Genomic DNA, 20,825 nt, shown 5'->3' with positions numbered 1-20,825 from the left:
TATGACGGAATTTCATATACAGAACAGCTATGCAGATCCTGATAATGGACAAGGGTGTCTTTATTTGGTAGCGACACCAATTGGGAATTTAGAGGATATGACTTATCGTGCAGTACGTATTCTTAAAGAGGTAGATATTATTGCGGCAGAAGATACGAGGGAATCAAGAAAGCTGCTGAGTCATTTTGATATTCAAGGCAAAAGGCTGTTTAGTTATCATGAGCACAACAAGCGTGCAAGCGGACCTGAGCTTGTCCGTTTTATGATGGAAGGTCAGCGAATTGCAATCGTTAGTGATGCAGGTTTGCCAGCTATATCTGATCCTGGTGCAGACCTAGTTCAGCTTGCTATTGAAGCTGGTCTGAATGTTATACCAATTCCTGGTGCGAATGCAGCGTTAAGCGCATTAATTGCATCGGGTCTCGCGACGGATCGTTTTATGTTTATAGGCTTTTTGCCGCGCGAACGCAAAAGAATTGATGACGTGCTGCTCCAACTTCGACATGAGCGCTGCACGCTTATGTTCTATGAGTCTCCGCATCGAGTTGTTAAGACGTTAGAGCGGATTAAGGAAGTGCTTGGGGATAGACAAATTGTATTAGCCCGTGAGTTAACGAAGCGTTATGAGCAGTTTGTGCGTGGGAGCGTCGGGGATTGTTTACGGCATTTGCAGGATCAGGCTCCGTTAGGAGAATGTTGTATTCTTGTAGATGGTGTAACGGATGTGGATCTGTTGACTCACCTCGATACGACGTGGTGGCAGTCGTTAACGATTGAGGAACACGTTAGTCACTATGAAGAGAGTGACGAAGTTGCACGTAAGGAAGCCATGAAACTTGCAGCTAAAGATCGGGGCATATCTAAACGTGATATTTATCAAGCATTACTAGCGTCAGAGGCTGATGTATAGAGTTGATCGTTCCTAGAGCTTATAAATGGGCTTGAAGTTTAGCCAACTGCGCAGCAGAGGGAACTGATTTGACTGGAGAAGTACGTATGCAGGAAAGCAAAATGTATAATTTGGGGCAAAAAAATACCTTCATGGTTGGGTTCAGTAACCATGAAGGCGTCAAGGAAGATATGAAAAAGGTTAGAATTAACATATGTAAGTAAGCCTATTATAACCTACTTTTCTTATTTTGTCACAGGTTGTGGAATTTCTGAGATACATTCGTGACAAACAATTTTTCCTTTGAAGTATGTAACGTTCTCAGCGTTGCCGCAGAAGATACATGCTGGCTCGTATTTCTTAAGCATAATGCGTTCGCCATCTACATAGATCTCAAGCGCGTCTTTCTCTCCGATGCCAAGTGTACGGCGAAGTTCAATCGGAATCACGACACGGCCTAGCTCGTCGACTTTACGAACGATACCTGTGGACTTCATCATAATTAATCGCTCCTCTTTAAACTTATAATATGTCATGTTTCGACAATATTCTATGTTCGTTGGTTTATATCGTACCAACCATTCCCATATTAGTCAACTAGAAATATTGCTAGTTTTGATGCTAATTTATGGTTTTTATTATAGTTTTAACTGATTTTTGTTAGATATCAACGATTTTTATCTCATTTTTGGACAGAGAAGGAATTTTTTATTAAAGATGGTTGACATATTAATCAATAACCTTGCCATTACTAGTCAGGTCTAAAAGAGCATATAATTTGTCGAAAAGACAGAGTAAAAGTAACAGTTACTAGCTGAAATGAAAAAAGGAGGTAGGAATATGTTGCGAGAAGAAAAAGTGTTTAAAGATCCCGTGCATAATTATGTACACGTGCAGGATCGAACGATCTGGGATCTTATCAATACAAAGGAATTTCAACGGTTACGGCGCATCAGGCAGCTAGGCACGTCATATCTGACCTTCCACGGCGCCGAGCACAGCAGGTTCTCACACTCCTTGGGCGTTTATGAGATTACAAGAAGAATCATCTCTCAATTTGAACGCAATCAGTTTGAAGACTGGCCTGAGGAGGAAGGGCTTGTCGCCTTATGTGCTGCACTACTTCATGATGTTGGACATGGACCATTCTCACATTCCATTGAAGAGGCTTTCAATGTTCATCATGAAGACTGGACATGCCGAATAATACTAGGGGATTCCGACATTAATCGGGTACTGACACGCAGAGACCCAACGCTGCCAGAACGTATTGCTTCTATTATACGCAAAACTTATGAAAAGCCAATAGTCGTAAATTTAGTTTCCGGGCCGCTTGATGCGGATCGCATGGATTATTTGCTGCGGGATGCGTATTATACAGGAGTCAACTATGGTACGTTTGATATTGATCGGATATTACGTGTACTTCGACCTTATAAAGGTCGGATTGTTGTGAAAGAAAGCGGCATGCACGCTGTCGAGCATTACTTGATGTCCAGGTATCAAATGTATTGGCAAGTGTACTTTCATCCAGTGACACGCAGTTCAGAACTGCTGCTGCGACTCATTTTTAAACGTGCGACTGAACTATATCACTCCGAATATGTTTTTTCTTACTTTTTGCGGCCGCTTGATGCTTTATTTGAAGGTAATATTACCGCTGCGCAGTATGTTCAACTTGATGAGGCATTTGTCCAAACCGTATTTACACAGTGGATGGGAGAGCAGGATGAGCGGCTGTCCGAATTATGTCAACGATTCATGGAACGGAAATTGTATAAATATGTAGAGGTGGATCAATTAAATGCGCAGCTGATGGAGGAACTTTGTCAGCAATGGAAGACCGCAGGACTTGATCCCGCCTATGATCTATGGTTTGATTCCCCTACCGATATGCCATATGATGTGTATCGTTCTGGAGAAGAACCGACACAAATGCACATTTTATTGCTTGATCGTGACCAGAAATTGGTGGAGCTGTCCAAAAAATCGGATATTGTGCGTTCTATAAGTGGCTTGCACCGCGGTAAGCATTATATTTATTTTCCTATTGATAAAATAAGACAAGCTGTCCCAAGATTGTCTGAATCGGTTGTCCGTTTGCTGCAATTACATGAGGATCGGGTATCGCAGTAGTAACATACTAGAGAATACAAGGAGAGTCATTCGACATGATATTTGACACACATACCCATTTGGATAATGAAGCCTTTAATGAAGATCGGGAGGAAGTTATCGCTCGTGCTTTAGAGCAAGGTGTGACACGGATGGTAAACGTAGGTTTTAACCGGGAAACGATTCCGACAACAATGGAACTGGCGGAGAAGTACCCCTTTATTTATGCGGCAGTAGGATGGCATCCGGTAGATGCAATTACGATGCAGAAGACAGATATCGACTGGATTGCAAAGTTAACGGAACATAACAAAGTAGTCGCTATTGGTGAAATTGGACTCGATTATCATTGGGATACATCACCAAAGGATGTTCAGCAACGTGTATTCCGCGAGCAAATCGGACTCGCGCGTGAGTTGAATATGCCAATTATTATTCACAATCGCGATGCACATGAAGACGTGGTTCGTATTTTGAAAGAAGAAAATGCAAAAGAGGTCGGGGGAATTATGCACTCGTTTTCAGGCAGCTGGGAAACAGCTAAAATGTGTCTGGATATGGGGTTTTACATTTCATTCGGTGGCCCGGTCACGTTTAAGAATGCGAAGCAGCCAAAAGAGGTGCTTAAACAGGTGCCAATGGATCGATTATTAGTGGAAACGGATGCCCCTTATTTGACGCCTCATCCTTATCGAGGGAAACGGAATGAAACCGGATACGTTCGATTAGTAGCAGAGGTAGCAGCTGGATTAAAGGATATAGATTTGGAGGAATTTTGCATAAAAACAACCGAAAATGCTCTTACATGTTTTGACATACGTTGAAAAACGACGAAAAACTAATGAAAAAAAGTTCTACACCAATATATACATGGATTTGTTTAATGAAATGAATGTATTTGGCTATATTTTAGTCGTTTTTAACGAAAAACGTGATTGCGGCAGTCTTTACAACTTTGTCATAAACACGATATGATTTCTCACAGAAGTTCGATTGAACTTGAATATTGTTCCAACCAACCAGTAACGCTGAATTTCCATTGATTTGGAGAGCGGGGGAACCAGAAGCATGCTGCAAGTGCCAGCAGGTGCGGAGTGTATCCTTGGGGTGAATTAAGAGCTGTCGAGCCGTGAGCCGATATGTTCTTATAGGGCGACTCTCATAGCCCGAACCCGACAGCTAACCTCGCAAGCGTACGGAGAGAGGTCCTCGTGTGAGCCCTAGACTGTTGTTTTGTTTGGGTCTTGATGAAGAAGCCACGAAAGAGAGTCCTCTGGAGACAGGCTTCTTTTGTTTTTGCAGCTTACGAGACTCGCATCCTTGCATATTTTGCGGAGCGGGTTCATAGGTTGTAAGAACAAGGAGGAAGAGACGACCGTTACTGGAGAGTTGGTGTGAAGGATAGGCAGGCACAAGCTTATTTTTCGCAAAAATATCCAATAGTCGCGTCAGATGTATCATGCATAACTTCTCGACGGCGGGACTATGTAAGGAGGACCGAGAAATGGGCAACTTCGTGAACAACGATCCCCATGATCCCCGATCATCCAGCAAGTCACTCGCAATGCGATGGAAGCATGAAAATGTGCGTGTTGTTTCTGTAATTGCTGTAGTTGCAATCGCTATAACTTTAGTTAGTGTGCTGGTGGGATTCAGTTATTCCAAAAAGACACTCTCCATTGTCGTAGATGGACAAGAGCGTCGTTTGGAAACTCGCCAGGAAACGCTTCGTGATGTTTTGGATGAGCACACGATAGCGGTAGGAAGTCATGACCAAGTATCAGTAACATTAGATACAAAAGTCAAAGATGGGGCTCAAATCACCATAGAACGTGCCAAACCGATTCAGATTACGATGGATGGGTTAACGAAGACATTGTATACAACCAAGGACAATGTCAAGCAAGCACTGACTCAATTAAATATTAACCTGAAAGCACAAGATAAAATCTTCCCAAGTAAGTTAACCTCGATTGCGTCTAACATGAACATCAAAATTGTGCGTGTAACCAAAGGGGTTGAGGAGCGTAAGGTGAAGGTTCCTTATCAAGTTGTCAAACAGGCAAACCCGGATATGAAGAAGGGCACTAAGAAGACGGTGCAGCAGGGCCAGTCAGGTCTAGTTATTCAAAAGATTGAAAAGACATTTGAGGATGGAAAGCTTGTCACTGCTCGGATGGTAGATAAGAAAGTTCATACCAAACAAGTGAATAAAGTTATCGCTTACGGTACGAAGAAAGAACCTGAACTGATGGTATTGTCTGTGGATAGCGAGGACGTTGGTCAGTCTTCTGGCAGCAACGCTGATTTTGATTACAAGAAAAAAATTACGAATGTGCAATTAACAGCATACACGGAAACTCCAGGTTCTGTGGGGGCCAAAACAGCCTCCGGAACAAAAGTAACCGAAGGTCGTACGATTGCGGTAGATCCGAAGGTCATTCCACTTGGCTGGTGGGTATACATCGAAGGCATTGGCTTCCGCCGTGCTGAAGACACGGGTGGAGCCGTTAAAGGCAACATCATTGATGTATATTACGACTCCTCCAAGCAAGTGCAGCGTTTCGGACGCAAGAAGGGATATACGGTTTATGTGATCGGTCCTGTGAAGCCGGAGGCGAGTTAGGAAGTCTCTAGTGTAGTGTTAGCTGTGTGGATTGCAGCTGTGTATTTATGATATAGTAATTCATATTCAAATATGTCATGCTAAGAAGAGGGGATTCCCTCTTCTTTTGTATTTTAGTTGTACTTTTTTTGGGAAAGGGGCAATCGCCTGTGATACGTGAGGTTATTGTCGTTGAAGGAAGAGACGACACGGTAGCGATTAAACGTGCGGTAGATGCAGATACTATTGAGACTGGCGGTTCGGCTCTAAATGAGATGACGTTTAAGAAGATCGCGCTGGCGCATGAGCGCCGGGGCGTTATTATATTTACGGACCCTGACTTTGCCGGTGAACGGATTCGCAAAGCCATTGCAGCCCGAGTTCCTGGATGCAAGCATGCATTCCTTACCAAGCAGGAGGCGCTGTCCAAAGGGGACATCGGAGTGGAGAATGCCTCACCCGAAGCGATTCGGCATGCACTTGACCATCTGCGAACAGAGATGCCTGCTTATGAAGGCACAACACTTACCTGGACAGATTTAGTCCATGCAGGACTTACTGCTTATGAGGGATCAGCCGATAGACGCATGAAATTGGGTGAGATACTAGGTATCGGGTATTGTAATGCTAAGCAGCTATTAAAGCGTTGTACAACCTTTCAGGTTAGTCGGGAAGAGTTTGAAGATGCTTTGCGACGACTGGATACGATGTAAGTGTAGTGACAATTTACGAATGTATGTAAATTTATGGAAGGCGGGTAGAGGATGACGCAAGTAAGAGCGGACATTGCCACACCAACACGAACTAAAGATATAATAAGGAAACACGGGTTTTCGTTTAAGAAGAGTTTGGGCCAAAATTTTCTTATCGATATGAATGTAATGCGTCGTATCGTTCAATCAGCGGACCTGGATGAACATACGGGCGCGCTTGAAATTGGGCCTGGGATCGGAGCATTAACAGAACAGCTGGCGAAACAAGCAAGCAAAGTCGCAGCTGTAGAAATCGACCAGCGGCTTATTCCTATTTTGGCAGATGTAATGGAGCCATATAATAATGTTAGCGTCGTACATGGTGATGTACTAAAAGTGGATTTACAGGCACTGTTTCAAGAACAATTTGCGGAGATGGATAAGGTAAGTGTTGTGGCAAATCTGCCTTATTACGTAACAACTCCCATCATGATGAAGTTGCTAGAAGAGCGTCTTCCACTCAAAAATATTGTCGTGATGATCCAGAAGGAAGTAGCTGAACGTATGGCAGCTTCACCTGGGGGCAAGGAATTTGGCAGCCTGAGTGTAGCTGTCCAATACTATAGTGAGCCCGAGATTGTGTGCACGGTTCCCCCAACTGTGTTTATACCGCAGCCTAACGTGGAATCTGCGGTTATCCGCTTAAAGGTAAGAGACAAACCACCAGTGGAAGTAAATGATGAGTCTCGATTTTTTGAAGTCGTTCAAGCGAGCTTCACACAGCGTCGGAAGACGATTTGGAATAACCTAAAGGCACGTTATAGTGGTGATATTGGTATAGATCAGCTGCAAACCGCTTTAGAGACGGCTGAAATCGATCCTTCCCGCAGAGGGGAGACTTTGTCACTAGAAGAGTTTGCGCGCCTTAGTGAGGCTATAGGATCTTCATATGATGCTTTGTAATTAGTTACATATAATTGTACACCTCCTTTTGCTGAGCAACGAGCCCCTTTAGGGGCTTTTTTTGTTTAGGCACCAAACATGGCTTTTGCCCATACGATAGGTAAGAGGTGATAAGGGCATGAAGGTGGGAGATCTGGTCGTACGCAAATCTTATGGTGGGGATATTACATTCCGAATAGAAGGGTTATACGATCACATATCGTTGTTAAAAGGCACGGATTATCGACTGGTGGCCGATGCTCCGACATCTGATTTAGTCAATGTGCCTGAAACAACGATGAAACGGCGTAAGCAGCAAGCTCAAATTAAGATGATTGAATCCGTGGAAGCATTGGAACAACACAGACAGCGCCAATCTGAACGTCGTCAAACAGAGTTTCAATTTGCTAATGCGCCGAATCAGGCGGCTCATTTTGAAATGCCAGGTAAAGTGCTTCACTTGGATGGAGACCCGAACTATTTACAAAAAAGCATGACCTTGTATAACCAATTGCGAGTTCCCGCAGAAGGTCATTATGTATCGGAGGCCAAAATGTCGGAGGCTGTATACACATTGTTGCCTCGTTCGCGGCCAGACATTATCGTCATTACAGGTCATGATGGTGTGTTAAAAGGGTTAAAACATCGAGATTTATATAGTTTGCAGAGTTATAAAAACTCACAAAACTTTGTAAATGCCGTCAAAACAGCGAGGCAGTATGAACGGAATCTGGATATGCTAACGGTTATCGCAGGTGCCTGTCAGTCTCATTTTGAGGCGCTGCTGCAAAACGGTGCAAACTTCGCGAGCTCCCCGGGCCGTATTATGATACATGCACTGGACCCAGCGTATGTTGCCGCCAAAGCAGCCTACACTTCCATTCGTGATACCATCCATATCGCTGACATTGCCCCGCATACGATAACTGGCACAGAAGGCTTAGGTGGTATTGAAACCAGGGGCAGCCATCGACTAGGTATGCCGAAGTGGAAAGACTTGTCGACGCTAAATGTTACACCATCCGTTACTTAATTTTTATTTAGGTCAAAATGCATAAATATAGGTCTTAAATCGCATCCTACAAAATTGGGTATAAAAATGAATTGACATGGTTTTAAAAATATTGTTATAATTATCTGTTTATTTGACACCTACTCTGGAATTGTTTATAATGGACAAGGAAAGAGGTGGTGGTTGAAATGGCTAAAAATGCGCTGTTTGAAATACGACGCTGTCTTGAAGCCCATGTTGGACAGAAGATTCTGCTTCGTGCGAATGGAGGTCGTCGCAAGACGATTGAACGCACGGGCGTATTGGAAGAAACCTACCCTTCTGTGTTTGTTGTAAGTTTGGATCAGGAGCAGCAGAATGCCAAGCGTGTCTCCTACAGCTATGCAGATATATTGACCGAGTCGGTAGAAGTTACCGTCTGCGCAGATAACGGCGAGTTAAAGATTGAGTATATTCGCAGTTAATGATGTGATGTAAAGCAGTCCGAGAGGGCTGCTTTTTTGTATCCCATATTTTTTGTTGTTACCTTTTGCATGAAGCTCATAATCCTGACGAACACTACAACTGCAAAGTAATCGCCTCTAACTCTGTCTCCCACTCGATGCGTCAAGCCCTATAAGGAGGTACTTTTATGAGCCGCAGAAGAAGAAGTGTCATGTCAGAACAATTAAAGTATGAGCTAGCTAAAGACCTTGGATTTTACGATACGGTGCAAAAAGAAGGTTGGGGGTCCATTAAAGCAAAAGATGCTGGCAATATGGTGAAGCGTGCCATCCAATTGGCCGAGCAGGCTGCCTCTCGTCAAAATGAAGGTCATTCCTAACTTATAAGCGAACCTTTAGACGCTGCGCAGGCGTGAGGTTCGCTTTTTATGTTAACGAAGCGAATACAAGCGTGTACAAAGGGAAATAGCTGATGTAACGCGTTTTTAACAGGCCTTCCTTTACAAACCATTCACGAATGACTTGCATGTCATAGTCTGTTATAATAACTAAAGCGATCCGAAGGGTGAGAATAACCTCTATTGAGCTTGTTAGAGCTCAAAGGAGGAGCGATTGATAAAGTTAGCCGAGCAGTTGAGCTTTGCAGGCTCTGGTGTTTTTTATCGCGAATCAGAATGAAGGCATTTTCCTTTCCATCTGCGGATTCTTATATATTCTGATATCGTAAAGAAGGGTGAACGCCGGTGAAAGTGTATGAGAAGGCACCAGCAAAGATTAATCTGATGCTGGACGTATTGCGTAAGCGAGAAGACGGATTCCACGAAGTTGAAATGGTCATGACGATGGTTGACTTGGCTGATCGATTAGAGATGGAGGAACTTCCGCGCGACACGATTATTATTTCCAGCCAAGCTGGTTACATACCGTTAGACGAGAAGAATCTGGCCTTTCAGGCTGCCAAGCTGATAAAGGAAAGATACGAGGTTCGACAAGGCGTCTATATTCACTTGGATAAGAAGATACCGGTCGCAGCCGGCCTTGCTGGTGGCAGCAGTGATGCCGCAGCCGCTCTGCGCGGCTTAAACCGTTTATGGAGGCTGAATATTTCAGAGCAGGAGCTGCAAGTATTAGGCTCAGAACTAGGCTCTGACGTGCCTTTCTGTGTGACAGGTGGCACAGCGATTGCGCGTGGTCGGGGAGAGAAGTTGGAGCACATTGCTAATCCTCCGCAGTGCTGGGTTGTGCTGGCCAAGCCGCCGATAAACGTATCTACGGCTGATGTATATGGACGTTTCAGAGTTAACCGCATTGATAAGCATCCATCGTTACCGAGCATGTTGGAGGCGATTGAATCTCAATCTTTTCATAGGATATGTGACAATTTGGGGAACGTACTTGAGGATGTCACGTTACCGATGCATCCAGAAGTACAGCAATTAAAGGAAGCCATGATTAGACTTGGTGCGGAAGGTGTATTGATGTCGGGCAGTGGACCGACTGTATTTGGTCTGGTCTCTAAAGAGTCTAAGATTGCGCGAATCTATAATGGACTGCGTGGCTTCTGCAAAGAAGTATATGCGGTGCGGATGTTGACATAATATAGAAATAATATGGCTAATTACGAAATATATCAGATATAACGGCTACAATTGTTTGGTTTTCCTTGATAACCAACGTACATTGATGTATTATATCCTTGATAATATTCGGATTTGAGCGAGGAATAATAGATGAAAAAATTAAAGCGAAGCGCGCGTTTGGTTGAAATGACACAATATCTGATGTCTAAGCCGCACACGCTTATTCCGCTTACTACATTTGCAGAACGTTATGGTGCAGCCAAGTCTTCTATTAGTGAGGATTTGGCTATTATTAAAGAGGTGTGCGAGAGTGAAGAGACGGGGGAATTACTAACTCTGGCAGGAGCTGCAGGCGGAGTAAAGTATATTCCGAAGAGCAGTCCAGACAAGGCGTTACCACTCGTGCAAACGTTGTGCGCCCAATTAGAGCAACCAGACCGAATGCTGCCTGGGGGCTACTACTATATTACGGATATACTAGGTCAGCCAGGATTAATGAATGATATTGGCCGCATGTTTGCATCGGCATTTGCCAATCATGATATTGATGTGGTGATGACCGTAGAGACCAAAGGCATTCCGATTGCTTACGCAACCGCAGCACATCTCAATTTGCCTGTCGTGTTAGTTAGACGGGACCATGTAGTGACAGAGGGGTCTGCTGTGAGCATCAATTACGTCTCAGGATCTCAGAAGAGCATCCATACGATGACGCTGGCTCGTCGTGCGCTAAAGGAACGTTCCCGTGTACTTGTCGTAGACGACTTTATGCGAGCAGGGGGCACTATTAACGGTATGATGGACCTGCTGCATGAATTTAATGCCACTGTAGCGGGTGTTGGTGTTCTGGTAGAGTCTGAGGATGTATCTAACGATGAACGCTTGCTGCATGATTACGTATCGCTTGTACGTGTTGGTACAATTGACAGCCGGAACAGACAAATGTCTGTGAAACCTGGCAATTATTTTGATAAGCAAGAGTAGACTACTTCTAATGGAGGTGCATCTATATGACAAAGTCAATTGATATGGTATCTACAACATCCGCTCCACAGGCAATTGGTCCGTATTCACAGGCGGTTACCTTTGGTGAACTGGTTTTAACTTCAGGACAGATTCCACTTACGTCTGACGGTTCCCTCGTTGAGGGCGGAATCGAGGAACAGACGCATCAAGTGTTCCACAATTTAAAGGCTGTACTGGAAGCAGCAGGCTCGTCATTTGACCGTGTTTTGAAGGCGACGGTGTTTCTGAAAGATATGCAGCAGTTCGCTCAAGTAAATGCGATTTACGAGACTTACTTTGGATCACATAAGCCTGCTCGATCAACAGTTGAAGTAGCACGCTTGCCAAAAGATGTGTTTGTCGAAATTGAGCTGATTGCTACGAAGTAAATCGAACCTTGTCGAAAACGTTTAAATATACAAAAAAGTTCAAAAAAAAGTTGGATTGTTGGCAAATTAAAGAAGGATTTCAATTGCGCGTGTGGAATTATACACCAAGTCTTGTATGGAAAAAGGTGGTGAACACACGTGCAAATTACTGATGTTAGACTCCGCCGCGTCAACACAGAAGGAAGAATGAAAGCAATCGCATCGATTACAATCGATAACGAATTTGTTGTTCATGATATCCGTGTTATTGACGGCAACAACGGAATGTTTGTAGCTATGCCAAGCAAACGCACGCCAGATGGCGAATTCCGTGACATTGCTCATCCTATTTCTTCCGCAACTCGCGAAAAGATTCAAGCCGCGGTACTGGCTGAATATGAGCGCGCTGCCACAGAAGAGGAAGTTATTGAAGAGGGCGCATAATAAGGTAATATTTGGGGTTGCAAAGAAAGAGAGCCAATCATGGGGGGCTCTCTTTTCTTTTTCTTCATAATGAGATATATTCTAGTATGGTAGTAAAGGAAGCAGGAGGTCGGACGCTTTGAAAAGAATGGCCATTGTGCTAGCCGCAGGACAAGGCAAGCGTATGAAGTCAAAACTGTATAAAGTTCTTCATCCCGTTTGCGGAACACCGATGGTTGGACATGTACTGGACGCAGTAGAACGTGTGGATTCTGAACGCACGGTTGTTGTAGTCGGGCATGGGGCTGAAGCTGTTAAGGGTTACTTGGGAGATCGTGCGGAATTCGTATTACAAGCGGATCAGCTCGGTACCGGACATGCGGTAAAGCAAGCAAAGGCGCTTCTTGGCGGAGAGCAAGGTACGACAATTGTGATCTGTGGAGATACGCCGCTCGTGACGTCTGACACCTTGGAACGCCTGATGGAGCTTCATGATCGTGCACAGGCTTCGGCGACGATTTTGACGGCTGAACTTGATAATCCTCATGGGTATGGTCGAATTATTCGAGCAGAAGATGGTTCGGTTCTGAAAATCGTTGAACAGAAAGATGCGACACAAGAAGAACAATTGGTTCGAGAAATCAACACAGGTACTTACTGTTTTGATAATGCGCAATTGTTCGCGGCACTTGAACAAGTGACCAATAACAATGTACAGCAAGAGTACTACCTGACCGACGTTATTGGTATTATGAAAGTGCAAGGCAATGTCGTACAGGCTTACTGTTCGCCAGATCCTGCTGAATCGATCGGGGTTAATGATCGATTGGCATTGTCTGAAGCAGAGCGCTTGATGCGCGAGCGTATTAACAAGCGTCATATGTTAAATGGGGTTACGATTGTTGATCCGATGCAAACGTATATCGAAGCAGCGGTTACGATCGGTGCTGATACCGTGCTTCATCCAGGAACTGTTCTGCGAGGCAGCACAGTGATTGGGGAAGAGTGTGTAATTGGACCTCACGTTGAGATTACAGATTCAACAATCTCGGATCGGGCTGCAATTGCTCATTCTGTAGCAAGTAGTGCCCGTGTCGGCCAAGATAGCTCTGTAGGACCATTTGCTTATTTACGACCTGGGGCTGATATCGGCCAGGACGTTAAGATCGGCGATTTTGTCGAGATCAAAAATGCGGTCATTGACGATCATTCGAAAGTATCGCATCTGAGTTATATTGGAGATGCGAAAGTAGGCAAAAATGTAAACATTGGATGCGGTGCGATAACCGTTAACTATGACGGATATAATAAATCCGTTACAGAAATCGGTGATGATGCTTTTATTGGCAGCAACGTAAACCTCATTGCGCCGATTCGAATTGGTAATGGAGCTTATGTAGTGGCTGGCTCCACAATTACACATCATGTCGCAGATAACGACCTTGCGATAGCTCGCGAGCGCCAGGTGATTAAGCCTGGTTATGCTGAGAAGCTTCGTGGTCGTGCCAAAGCAAAGAAAGAACGTGAAACGCAGCAAGGCGAGCAATAAGCTGCGCGGCTTTATGAATAAAGGATCTATGCTTTACGAGCACGTCGAATTATACAAATAAGAGATGAACTTGAACCAGCACGGAGGGTTAACAACTATTATGACGTATTGTGATTCCAAGCTGAAAATATTCACTTGTAACTCCAATCCGAAGTTAGCACAGCAAATTGCAGACTACATTGGCATTCCTTTGGGTGAATCCAGCACAAAGAGCTTTAGCGACGGAGAAATTCAAATCAACCTGTCTGAAAGCGTACGTGGTTGTGACGTTTACGTCGTGCAGTCCACGTGTGATCCAGTTAATGACAATCTGATGGAGCTTCTTGTGATGGTCGATGCTCTTAAACGTGCATCCGCCAAGAGCATTAATGTCGTTATTCCATACTACGGCTACGCTCGTCAAGACCGCAAAGCGCGTTCCCGTGACCCTATTACGGCAAAGCTTGTGGCTAATTTAATTGAGACAGCGGGTGCACATCGTGTCATCACGATGGACTTGCATGCTACGCAGATTCAAGGTTTCTTTGATATTCCGGTTGACCACATGCTCGGTGTGCCGATCTTGGCACAATATTTCCGATCCAAGAAGATGGAAGATGTCGTTGTTGTATCGCCTGACCACGGTGGCGTGGTACGCGCTCGTAAGTTAGCGGATTTCTTGAATGCACCGCTTGCTATTATTGATAAGCGCCGTCCTGAGCCTAACGTAAGTGAGGTTATGAATATTATCGGTGATATTAAAGGCAAGACGGCTATTATTATTGACGATATTATTGATACAGCGGGCACAATTGTTCTAGGTGCAAATGCATTGGTGGAAGCAGGCGTTAAAGAAGTGTATGCTTGTTGTACGCATCCTGTATTGTCGGGTCCTGCCATGCAACGTCTGGAAGATTCTCCGTTCAAGGAAGTTATCGTTACAGATACGATTCCCGTGAAACATCCGAACCCATCAAGCAAGCTGCGTACATTGTCTGTCGCTCCGCTTATGGGCGAGGCGATTATCCGTGTACATGAAGAGTTGTCTATCAGTAAATTGTTTGAAATTGAGTAATAGATGAACAGTGAGGAGCAGAAGCTTTTGAGCTCCCATACAGACGAGGGTTACATCGGCAAGCAAGCGTGCTGCAGATGTAACCCTTATCGGCATTCAGCTTTGTTCGGGTTACCGGATGGATGAGGAAGGAGAGAATAACGTTGAAATGGATTGTCGGACTTGGCAACCCAGGTACCAAATATGCGTCAACACGTCATAATATTGGATTTATGGCCATTGATACGCTAGCCCACCGATTTGGAATTGATGTAAAAGAAAGCAAATGCAAGGGACTAATCGGGGAAGGCAAAATAGGTTCGGAAAAAATCGTGCTGATTAAGCCGATGACATATATGAACTTGTCTGGTGAGACGGTTCGAGGGTACATGGACTACTACAAAGCAAGCCTAGATGATTTTATCGTATTGTATGACGATATGGACACGGAGCTCGGAAAGGTGCGCCTGCGTTACCAAGGCAGCGCAGGTGGCCACAATGGCATTAAGTCCATCATTCAGCATGTGGGAACCCAATCGTTTAATCGTATACGGATGGGCGTGTCCAGACCAGCCCCAGGCCGTGATATTGTAGACTATGTGTTGCAGACGTTTGCTAAATCGGAGCAAGAGGCAGTTTCTCAGACGATCGAGCGCACTTGTGATGCCGTACAATTTGCACTAGACCATACATTTGAACAAACAATGGCTAAATTTAACGGTTAACAGGCTATGGTTGCATGCTAGCGGGCATACTAGACGGTATATTACTGCGTAAGGGGGCATATACATGTCTGTGAATTATGTCTGCAAGCACTGTCACACGTTAATTGGACGCATTGAAGGAGCTGCAATCAACCAATCAAGACTCGGTTTTGATATGCTTACACCAGAAGAACATCGCCATTATGTACGTGTTCATGACAATGGCGACGTGACGGTACGAATGACTTGTGATTATTGTGCAGAGGCCTATAATCATAATCCTGAATTAAGCACGTTGGCATCACCATTGCAATAGTATGAATGGAGCTAGTTCGTATAGAAGAGAATCAGCCTTGGCATTTGTGCCGAGGCTGATTTGTGGTCGCGTTGCAAAGTTGACGTGATGTGCGACCGTTTATTTAATGCAGGTGTCAGTCATTTTAGCGTGTTTATACATTACTTTTTATATAATCGACTTCAATAGAAGTTTTTGTTATGATATCAGACTAGTTATGGATCAATAGAGTGTGTTCAACCTTTGTTGGCCAGAAAGAGGTGCCTGTCCTTGTTAAATGCACTTATGCAAGCTTTATCTGCAGAACGTGATATAGATTCTATCGTAGCGGGCATACGCACCGGTATGAAAGAGCAGCTTGTATCCGGTCTATCGGGTTCTTCCCGACAAGTTATGATGGCCGCGCTGGCGCAAGAGCTGAATCGTCCTGTGCTCGTTGTGACGCATAATATGTTCTCAGCACAGAAAGTGACAGAGGACTTGCAGGAATGTCTATCGCCTGATCAGGTGCTGCTGTATCCCGCCAATGAGTTGGTGGCAGCAGAGGCGGCTATATCAAGCCCTGAAGTTATTGCTCAGCGAATAGACGCCTTAATACGGCTAGCGAAGGGCTTTCGTGGTATTGTCGTGACGCCTTATGCAGGGCTGCGTCGGTACTTGCCGGCCAGAGAGATTATGGCGGAAGCAGAATATGATGTGGTGGTGGATACTGAGCAGCCTCTTGAAGCGTTTCTCGGACGTATGGTCGCGCTCGGTTATGAGCGTACGGATCGAGTGGAGTCGCGTGGCGAGATGAGTGTTCGGGGCGGTATTGTGGACATTTTCCCTTACACGTCTAGTGTACCGTACCGCATGGAGTGGTTTGATGATACGGTAGAATCTATTCGAACTTTCGATCCTACGGATCAACGCTCGATGGATAAATTGGATAGGTTGACGATTACACCCGCTAGAGAGATGATTGCAAATACAGCTCGATTTGCGCATGCAGCTGATGAAGCGGGTCTTCGTTTAGAAGAACAGCTTGCAAAAATGAGCGACAGCCAAGTTAAAGAGAAGCTGCGCCAAGAGATGCACCAAGAAATCGACCGCCTGCGAGGGCAAGTGTATTTTAACGATATGTACAAGTATGTAACTTTGCTGCACCCTGAAAAGCATACGTTATACGAATATATGCCCCATGATGCGCTTATGGTTGTGGATGAACCTGCGCGTGTGCTGGAAACAGCGAAGCAGCTGGAACGAGACGAAGCGGAGTGGAACACTCACTTGTTACAGCATGGTAAGACATTACCATCTTTGCCGCTAGGCAAGACGTCGGAGGACACGCTAGGCAAGCGCCCATTCCAGACCGTATTTATGGCACTATTTCTTCGGCAAGTACCGCATACGCAGCCACAAAATATTGTTAACGTCATGTGCAGAACGATGCAAAATTTTCATGGACAAATGAACGTGCTAAAGGCCGAGATGGAACGATGGAAAAAAACAAATGCAAACGTCATCATTTTGGCAAATGGCGAAGAGCGAATTGATCGTGTGCGCCGGGTGTTGCAAGATTATCAGATTCCGGAACCAACCATTATGAAGGGTAACCTTCAAAGTGGGTTCGAGCTGCCTTCTATTCATTTGGTCGTTATTACGGAAGGGGAGATGTTTTCGCAGAAGCAGCGTAAAACAGCTCGTCGTTCCGATGCCAAAGTGGATAACGCAGAGCGAATCCGTAGTTATTCAGAGCTTAAAGTGGGCGATTATGTCGTTCATCAAAATCATGGTATCGGAAAGTACATGGGCATTGGCACGTTAGAGATCAATGGTATTCATAAAGACTATCTGCACATTATGTATGCAGGTGGAGATAAACTGTCTGTGCCTGTAGATCAGCTCCATTTGATACAGAAGTATGTTAGCTCTGAAGAGAAGGAGCCTAAAGTATACAAGCTTGGTGGTACGGAATGGGCTAAAGTAACGAGCAAGGTTCGCTCTTCGGTTAAGGATATTGCGGATGATTTGATCAAGCTGTATGCGGCAAGACAATCGTCTCCAGGTTATGCATTTGAGAAGGATACACCTGAGCAGACGGAATTCGAAACGATGTTCCCTTATGATGAGACGCGGGATCAATTGCGTGCAATAGAAGAAATCAAACAGGACATGGAGCTTCCACGCCCTATGGATCGCCTCTTGTGCGGCGATGTTGGATACGGAAAGACCGAAGTTGCGATTCGCGCAGCTTTCAAAGCAGCTATCGAAGGCAAGCAGGTAGCGGTCCTTGTTCCAACTACGATATTGGCGCAGCAGCATTATGAGACGTTTAGAGAGCGTTTTGCAGATTATCCGTTTAACATTCAAGTGCTGAGTCGCTTCCGTTCTCGCAAGGAGCAAAACGAGACGATGAAGGGCTTGAAATCAGGCGTGGTGGATGTAGTCATTGGCACGCATCGCCTGCTATCTCAGGACATCGTATTTAAGGACCTTGGCATGTTAATTGTAGATGAAGAGCAGCGTTTTGGCGTAACTCACAAAGAGAAGCTTAAGCGTCTGAAAAATAATGTAGATGTACTGACACTTACGGCTACTCCAATTCCACGGACGCTCCATATGTCCATGCTTGGCGTACGTGACTTGTCCGTTATTGAAACCCCTCCAGAAAACCGTTTTCCAGTACAAACTTATGTGTTGGAGCATAGCGATACGCTCGTACGCGAAGCGGTGGAGCGCGAACTTGCCCGTGGCGGTCAAGTATATTACTTATACAATCGAGTACAAGGCATTCATCAGATGGCGGATCATATTAAGATGCTGGCACCTGATGCACGTGTCACAGTTGGACATGGGCAAATGTCGGAACAAGAGTTGGAGAAGACCATTCTGGACTTCCTGGATGGGGAGTACGACGTGCTGGTCAGCACTAGTATTATTGAGACGGGTGTAGATATTCCTAACGTAAACACCCTTATTGTTCATGATGCAGATAAAATGGGCTTGTCTCAGTTGTATCAGTTGCGTGGCCGTGTAGGACGTTCCAATCGAATTGCTTATGCTTACTTCACTTATCAGCGCGATAAAGTGTTAAACGAGGTTGCTGAGAAGCGGCTCCAATCGATTAAGGAATTCACGGAATTGGGATCCGGATTTAAAATTGCGATGCGTGACTTGTCCATTCGTGGAGCTGGAAATCTGTTAGGTGCAGAGCAGCATGGATTTATTGCCTCTGTCGGCTTTGATTTATACTCGCAAATGTTGGCTGATGAGGTCGCAAAACGTAAGGCAGAGCTTGATGGTGGCATCATTGAGGATACACAAGAGTGGACGACATTGATAGACTTGAATATTGATGCCTATTTGCCCGCAGATTATATTTATGATAGTATTCAGAAGATTGAAATATATAAAAAAGTGGCTGGTCTATCCTCTTTAGAAGAGGTGGATGAGCTGCGCGACGAGCTGGTTGATCGCTTCGGAGAGCCGCCACTTGCTGTATTGCAGCTTCTTGCTGTATCACGTCTTAAATGGTATGCGAAGCAATATGGCATTGAGGCGATGACGCAACGCGGAGATGATGTGTCATTAAAGGTCCATCCGCTTGCTGAATCGCGCCTTGACCGTAAGAAGCTGGCTACACTTGCCACTAACATTGACAGACGTTTTGTCGTAGATAAGAATGCCAGCGGGTCAATTAAGCTTAATGCCCGCGGTTATGATGCCTTACAGCTATTGATGAAGCTGGAGCAGTTGATGCAAGGGGCGAAAGATGCGATTAAATTGAAGGGAGAACTGCAAGATGTTGCAAAATAATACGAAACGTTCCTGGAAAAGAGTGACCATTCTGCTTACACTAGTGCTTGCACTAACGTTCGTCGCTGCGTGTGGCAATAAAAATGCAAACGCTGATGTCGTTGTTGCTACCTATGAGGGTGGACAAGTGACACAAGCGCAATTCGACAAAGAATTAGCGAACATGCTGTTCTTTTACCCTGACTATGCACAAATCATTCAAATGGACGATTTCCGCCAATATTTTATTAAGCAGCAAATCGCTTATTTGTACTTAGCTGAGAAAGCACCTGACAAGTCAAAACAAGAAGGTGCTAAACGGGCAGATGAACAAATCGCCGGTATTAAAAAGCAGGTGGGCGATGATCAATTTAAGAAGATGCTTGAAGCTCAAAAGCTAACAGAAGCGGATGTAAAGACGTATATGGATCGTATACTTACTGTAGTAACGGATTATAACGCAAAAGTAACGGACGAGCAGGTTAAAGCTCAGTTCGAAAAAGATAAAACAGACTTTACGACAGCTTCTGTCCGTCATGTACTGATCGGTTTTAAAGATAAGAATCAAAAAGACCGCAAGAAGGAAGATGCGCTCAAGCTCGCCAAAGACGTTCAAGACCGCCTGAAGAAGGGCGAGGATTTTGCCAAGCTGGCGAAAGAACTTTCTGACGATACAGGTTCAGCTGAAAATGGCGGCTTGTACAAGGACGTTGCTGTAAGCAAATGGGTACCACAGTTTAAGGATGCAGCTTTAACATTGCCATTAAACCAGATCTCCGACCCTGTTGAGACCGAGTATGGCTACCATGTTATGAAAGTGGAATCACGTACAAACAAAACGTTTGACATGCTGACCAAAGAGGATAAAGACATACTGCGTACGAAGGCAGCAACCACATCGTTGAATAAATTTATGGAAAATGATCTGGAGAAGAAGATCATCAAGAAGATTGACTTGCCTAAGACCGAGAAGAAGGAAGAAGAGAAGCCGGCAGATAAGAAAGAAACAGACAAGCCTGCAACTCCGAAGGAAGAACCTAAGACGGAAACAGGAAAATAATAAAAATGAGCAAACAGCCATCTGTCGCATTGCGACAGGGGCTGTTTTTTAGGTTAGTGGGAAGCAATAAAACTGTTAAAGTGGTAGGTCGTGTGTGATCTTGACAGACATACTCATTAAGATAAAGCTCTTTTTGGCTCATTTTAGAGTACTTATCATGTTTCCTGAGCAGAAACTTACATGAAAAAGTGTCCATTTTGGGAAAACACATGAAAAAGGGTGTACAAGCCATCGGAGAATCAGTAATATGCTAGAAGTGGACAAAATGAATTCTTATTTTCTGAGATATTTCAACAAAAGTAATGAAAATTTTGAAATTTTCAAGAAAGCATA

20 protein-coding genes and 1 riboswitch are annotated in these 20,825 nt (G+C 44.6%); of the genes, 19 read left to right on the top strand and 1 reads right to left on the bottom strand.

Annotated features, from left to right (window positions below; translation table 11 throughout):
* Position 1: 1 nt before the first annotated feature.
* Positions 2-910: a 16S rRNA (cytidine(1402)-2'-O)-methyltransferase gene (rsmI, locus tag H509_RS0101230; protein ID WP_245595960.1), complete on the top strand. Its 909-nt coding sequence runs from the start codon at positions 2-4 to the stop codon at positions 908-910.
* Between the two features lie 224 nt (positions 911-1,134).
* Here the strand turns inward: rsmI and H509_RS0101220 are convergent, their stop codons facing one another.
* Positions 1,135-1,389, bottom strand: coding sequence for an AbrB/MazE/SpoVT family DNA-binding domain-containing protein (locus H509_RS0101220; RefSeq protein ID WP_005545514.1), 255 nt, complete (start codon positions 1,387-1,389; stop codon positions 1,135-1,137).
* A gap of 340 nt (positions 1,390-1,729) precedes the next feature.
* On the opposite strand from H509_RS0101220, the gene H509_RS0101215 reads away from it, so the two are divergent.
* The 18 genes from H509_RS0101215 to H509_RS0101130 all read left to right on the top strand — a co-directional run bounded on the left by H509_RS0101215 (position 1,730) and on the right by H509_RS0101130 (position 20,492).
* Positions 1,730-3,025, top strand: coding sequence for an HD domain-containing protein (locus H509_RS0101215; protein WP_028543462.1), 1,296 nt, complete (start codon positions 1,730-1,732; stop codon positions 3,023-3,025).
* Positions 3,026-3,060: 35 nt separating this feature from the next.
* The gene (locus H509_RS0101210) at positions 3,061-3,828 is read left to right on the top strand and encodes a TatD family hydrolase (RefSeq protein WP_028543461.1); all 768 of its coding nucleotides are present in this window, start codon (positions 3,061-3,063) and stop codon (positions 3,826-3,828) included.
* Positions 3,829-4,020: 192 nt separating this feature from the next.
* Positions 4,021-4,214: riboswitch (cyclic di-AMP (ydaO/yuaA leader) on the top strand.
* A gap of 294 nt (positions 4,215-4,508) precedes the next feature.
* The gene (locus H509_RS0101205) at positions 4,509-5,630 is read left to right on the top strand and encodes a resuscitation-promoting factor (protein ID WP_028543460.1); all 1,122 of its coding nucleotides are present in this window, start codon (positions 4,509-4,511) and stop codon (positions 5,628-5,630) included.
* A gap of 149 nt (positions 5,631-5,779) precedes the next feature.
* On the top strand, positions 5,780-6,322 hold the full coding sequence (gene rnmV, locus H509_RS0101200) for a ribonuclease M5 (RefSeq protein WP_028543459.1): 543 nt from the start codon (positions 5,780-5,782) through the stop codon (positions 6,320-6,322).
* A gap of 51 nt (positions 6,323-6,373) precedes the next feature.
* The gene (rsmA, locus tag H509_RS0101195) at positions 6,374-7,264 is read left to right on the top strand and encodes a 16S rRNA (adenine(1518)-N(6)/adenine(1519)-N(6))-dimethyltransferase RsmA (protein ID WP_028543458.1); all 891 of its coding nucleotides are present in this window, start codon (positions 6,374-6,376) and stop codon (positions 7,262-7,264) included.
* A gap of 118 nt (positions 7,265-7,382) precedes the next feature.
* Positions 7,383-8,276 carry a sporulation peptidase YabG gene (gene yabG / locus H509_RS0101190; protein WP_028543457.1) on the top strand — a complete coding sequence of 298 codons (894 nt, stop codon included), beginning with the start codon at positions 7,383-7,385 and terminating at the stop codon, positions 8,274-8,276.
* A gap of 167 nt (positions 8,277-8,443) precedes the next feature.
* Entirely contained in the window at positions 8,444-8,719 is a 276-nt protein-coding gene (gene veg, locus H509_RS0101185; RefSeq protein ID WP_028543456.1) for a biofilm formation stimulator Veg, read from the top strand.
* A gap of 167 nt (positions 8,720-8,886) precedes the next feature.
* Complete coding sequence (locus H509_RS0101180; RefSeq protein ID WP_028543455.1) at positions 8,887-9,078, top strand: small, acid-soluble spore protein, alpha/beta type; 192 nt, start codon at positions 8,887-8,889, stop codon at positions 9,076-9,078.
* Between the two features lie 363 nt (positions 9,079-9,441).
* Positions 9,442-10,296: a 4-(cytidine 5'-diphospho)-2-C-methyl-D-erythritol kinase gene (gene ispE, locus H509_RS0101175; RefSeq protein ID WP_028543454.1), complete on the top strand. Its 855-nt coding sequence runs from the start codon at positions 9,442-9,444 to the stop codon at positions 10,294-10,296.
* 132 nt (positions 10,297-10,428) lie between these two features.
* Positions 10,429-11,262, top strand: coding sequence for a pur operon repressor (gene purR, locus H509_RS0101170; protein ID WP_028543453.1), 834 nt, complete (start codon positions 10,429-10,431; stop codon positions 11,260-11,262).
* Between the two features lie 26 nt (positions 11,263-11,288).
* A complete protein-coding gene (locus H509_RS0101165) occupies positions 11,289-11,672 on the top strand; it encodes a RidA family protein (RefSeq protein WP_028543452.1) in 384 nt (127 codons plus the stop codon).
* A gap of 138 nt (positions 11,673-11,810) precedes the next feature.
* On the top strand, positions 11,811-12,095 hold the full coding sequence (spoVG, locus tag H509_RS0101160; RefSeq protein ID WP_005545528.1) for a septation regulator SpoVG: 285 nt from the start codon (positions 11,811-11,813) through the stop codon (positions 12,093-12,095).
* A 118-nt stretch (positions 12,096-12,213) separates the two neighbouring features.
* Entirely contained in the window at positions 12,214-13,623 is a 1,410-nt protein-coding gene (glmU, locus tag H509_RS0101155) for a bifunctional UDP-N-acetylglucosamine diphosphorylase/glucosamine-1-phosphate N-acetyltransferase GlmU (RefSeq protein ID WP_028543451.1), read from the top strand.
* A 100-nt stretch (positions 13,624-13,723) separates the two neighbouring features.
* Complete coding sequence (locus H509_RS0101150) at positions 13,724-14,677, top strand: ribose-phosphate diphosphokinase (protein WP_028543450.1); 954 nt, start codon at positions 13,724-13,726, stop codon at positions 14,675-14,677.
* Positions 14,678-14,820: 143 nt separating this feature from the next.
* Positions 14,821-15,381: an aminoacyl-tRNA hydrolase gene (gene pth, locus H509_RS0101145; RefSeq protein ID WP_028543449.1), complete on the top strand. Its 561-nt coding sequence runs from the start codon at positions 14,821-14,823 to the stop codon at positions 15,379-15,381.
* A gap of 64 nt (positions 15,382-15,445) precedes the next feature.
* Positions 15,446-15,676, top strand: coding sequence for an anti-sigma-F factor Fin (locus H509_RS0101140; protein ID WP_028543448.1), 231 nt, complete (start codon positions 15,446-15,448; stop codon positions 15,674-15,676).
* Positions 15,677-15,925: 249 nt separating this feature from the next.
* Complete coding sequence (gene mfd, locus H509_RS0101135) at positions 15,926-19,453, top strand: transcription-repair coupling factor (protein WP_028543447.1); 3,528 nt, start codon at positions 15,926-15,928, stop codon at positions 19,451-19,453.
* Complete coding sequence (locus H509_RS0101130) at positions 19,440-20,492, top strand: peptidylprolyl isomerase (RefSeq protein ID WP_028543446.1); 1,053 nt, start codon at positions 19,440-19,442, stop codon at positions 20,490-20,492. The genes mfd and H509_RS0101130 overlap by 14 nt, the downstream gene beginning before the upstream one ends.
* Positions 20,493-20,825 lie beyond the last annotated feature (333 nt).

The organism is Paenibacillus taiwanensis DSM 18679, from assembly GCF_000425125.1.
In the GTDB taxonomy this organism is placed as follows: Bacteria; Bacillota; Bacilli; order Paenibacillales; family Paenibacillaceae; genus Paenibacillus_B; species Paenibacillus_B taiwanensis.
The sequence above is the reverse complement of the archived record's forward strand: the minus strand, read 5'-3'. Positions and strand labels throughout refer to the sequence as shown.

Excerpts from the sequence above, each read along its gene's own strand:
- H509_RS0101205 (WP_028543460.1), top strand. The coding sequence starts at position 4,509 with ATGGGCAACTTCGTGAACAACGATCCCCATGATCCCCGATCATCCAGC.
- H509_RS0101165 (WP_028543452.1), top strand. The coding sequence starts at position 11,289 with ATGACAAAGTCAATTGATATGGTATCTACAACATCCGCTCCACAGGCA.
- H509_RS0101150 (WP_028543450.1), top strand. The coding sequence starts at position 13,724 with ATGACGTATTGTGATTCCAAGCTGAAAATATTCACTTGTAACTCCAAT.
- H509_RS0101180 (WP_028543455.1), top strand. The coding sequence starts at position 8,887 with ATGAGCCGCAGAAGAAGAAGTGTCATGTCAGAACAATTAAAGTATGAG.
- purR (WP_028543453.1), top strand. The coding sequence starts at position 10,429 with ATGAAAAAATTAAAGCGAAGCGCGCGTTTGGTTGAAATGACACAATAT.
- rsmI (WP_245595960.1), top strand. The coding sequence starts at position 2 with ATGACGGAATTTCATATACAGAACAGCTATGCAGATCCTGATAATGGA.
- H509_RS0101220 (WP_005545514.1), bottom strand. The coding sequence starts at position 1,389 with ATGATGAAGTCCACAGGTATCGTTCGTAAAGTCGACGAGCTAGGCCGT.
- H509_RS0101130 (WP_028543446.1), top strand. The coding sequence starts at position 19,440 with ATGTTGCAAAATAATACGAAACGTTCCTGGAAAAGAGTGACCATTCTG.
- H509_RS0101210 (WP_028543461.1), top strand. The coding sequence starts at position 3,061 with ATGATATTTGACACACATACCCATTTGGATAATGAAGCCTTTAATGAA.
- veg (WP_028543456.1), top strand. The coding sequence starts at position 8,444 with ATGGCTAAAAATGCGCTGTTTGAAATACGACGCTGTCTTGAAGCCCAT.
- H509_RS0101140 (WP_028543448.1), top strand. The coding sequence starts at position 15,446 with ATGTCTGTGAATTATGTCTGCAAGCACTGTCACACGTTAATTGGACGC.
- H509_RS0101215 (WP_028543462.1), top strand. The coding sequence starts at position 1,730 with ATGTTGCGAGAAGAAAAAGTGTTTAAAGATCCCGTGCATAATTATGTA.
- yabG (WP_028543457.1), top strand. The coding sequence starts at position 7,383 with ATGAAGGTGGGAGATCTGGTCGTACGCAAATCTTATGGTGGGGATATT.
- rsmA (WP_028543458.1), top strand. The coding sequence starts at position 6,374 with ATGACGCAAGTAAGAGCGGACATTGCCACACCAACACGAACTAAAGAT.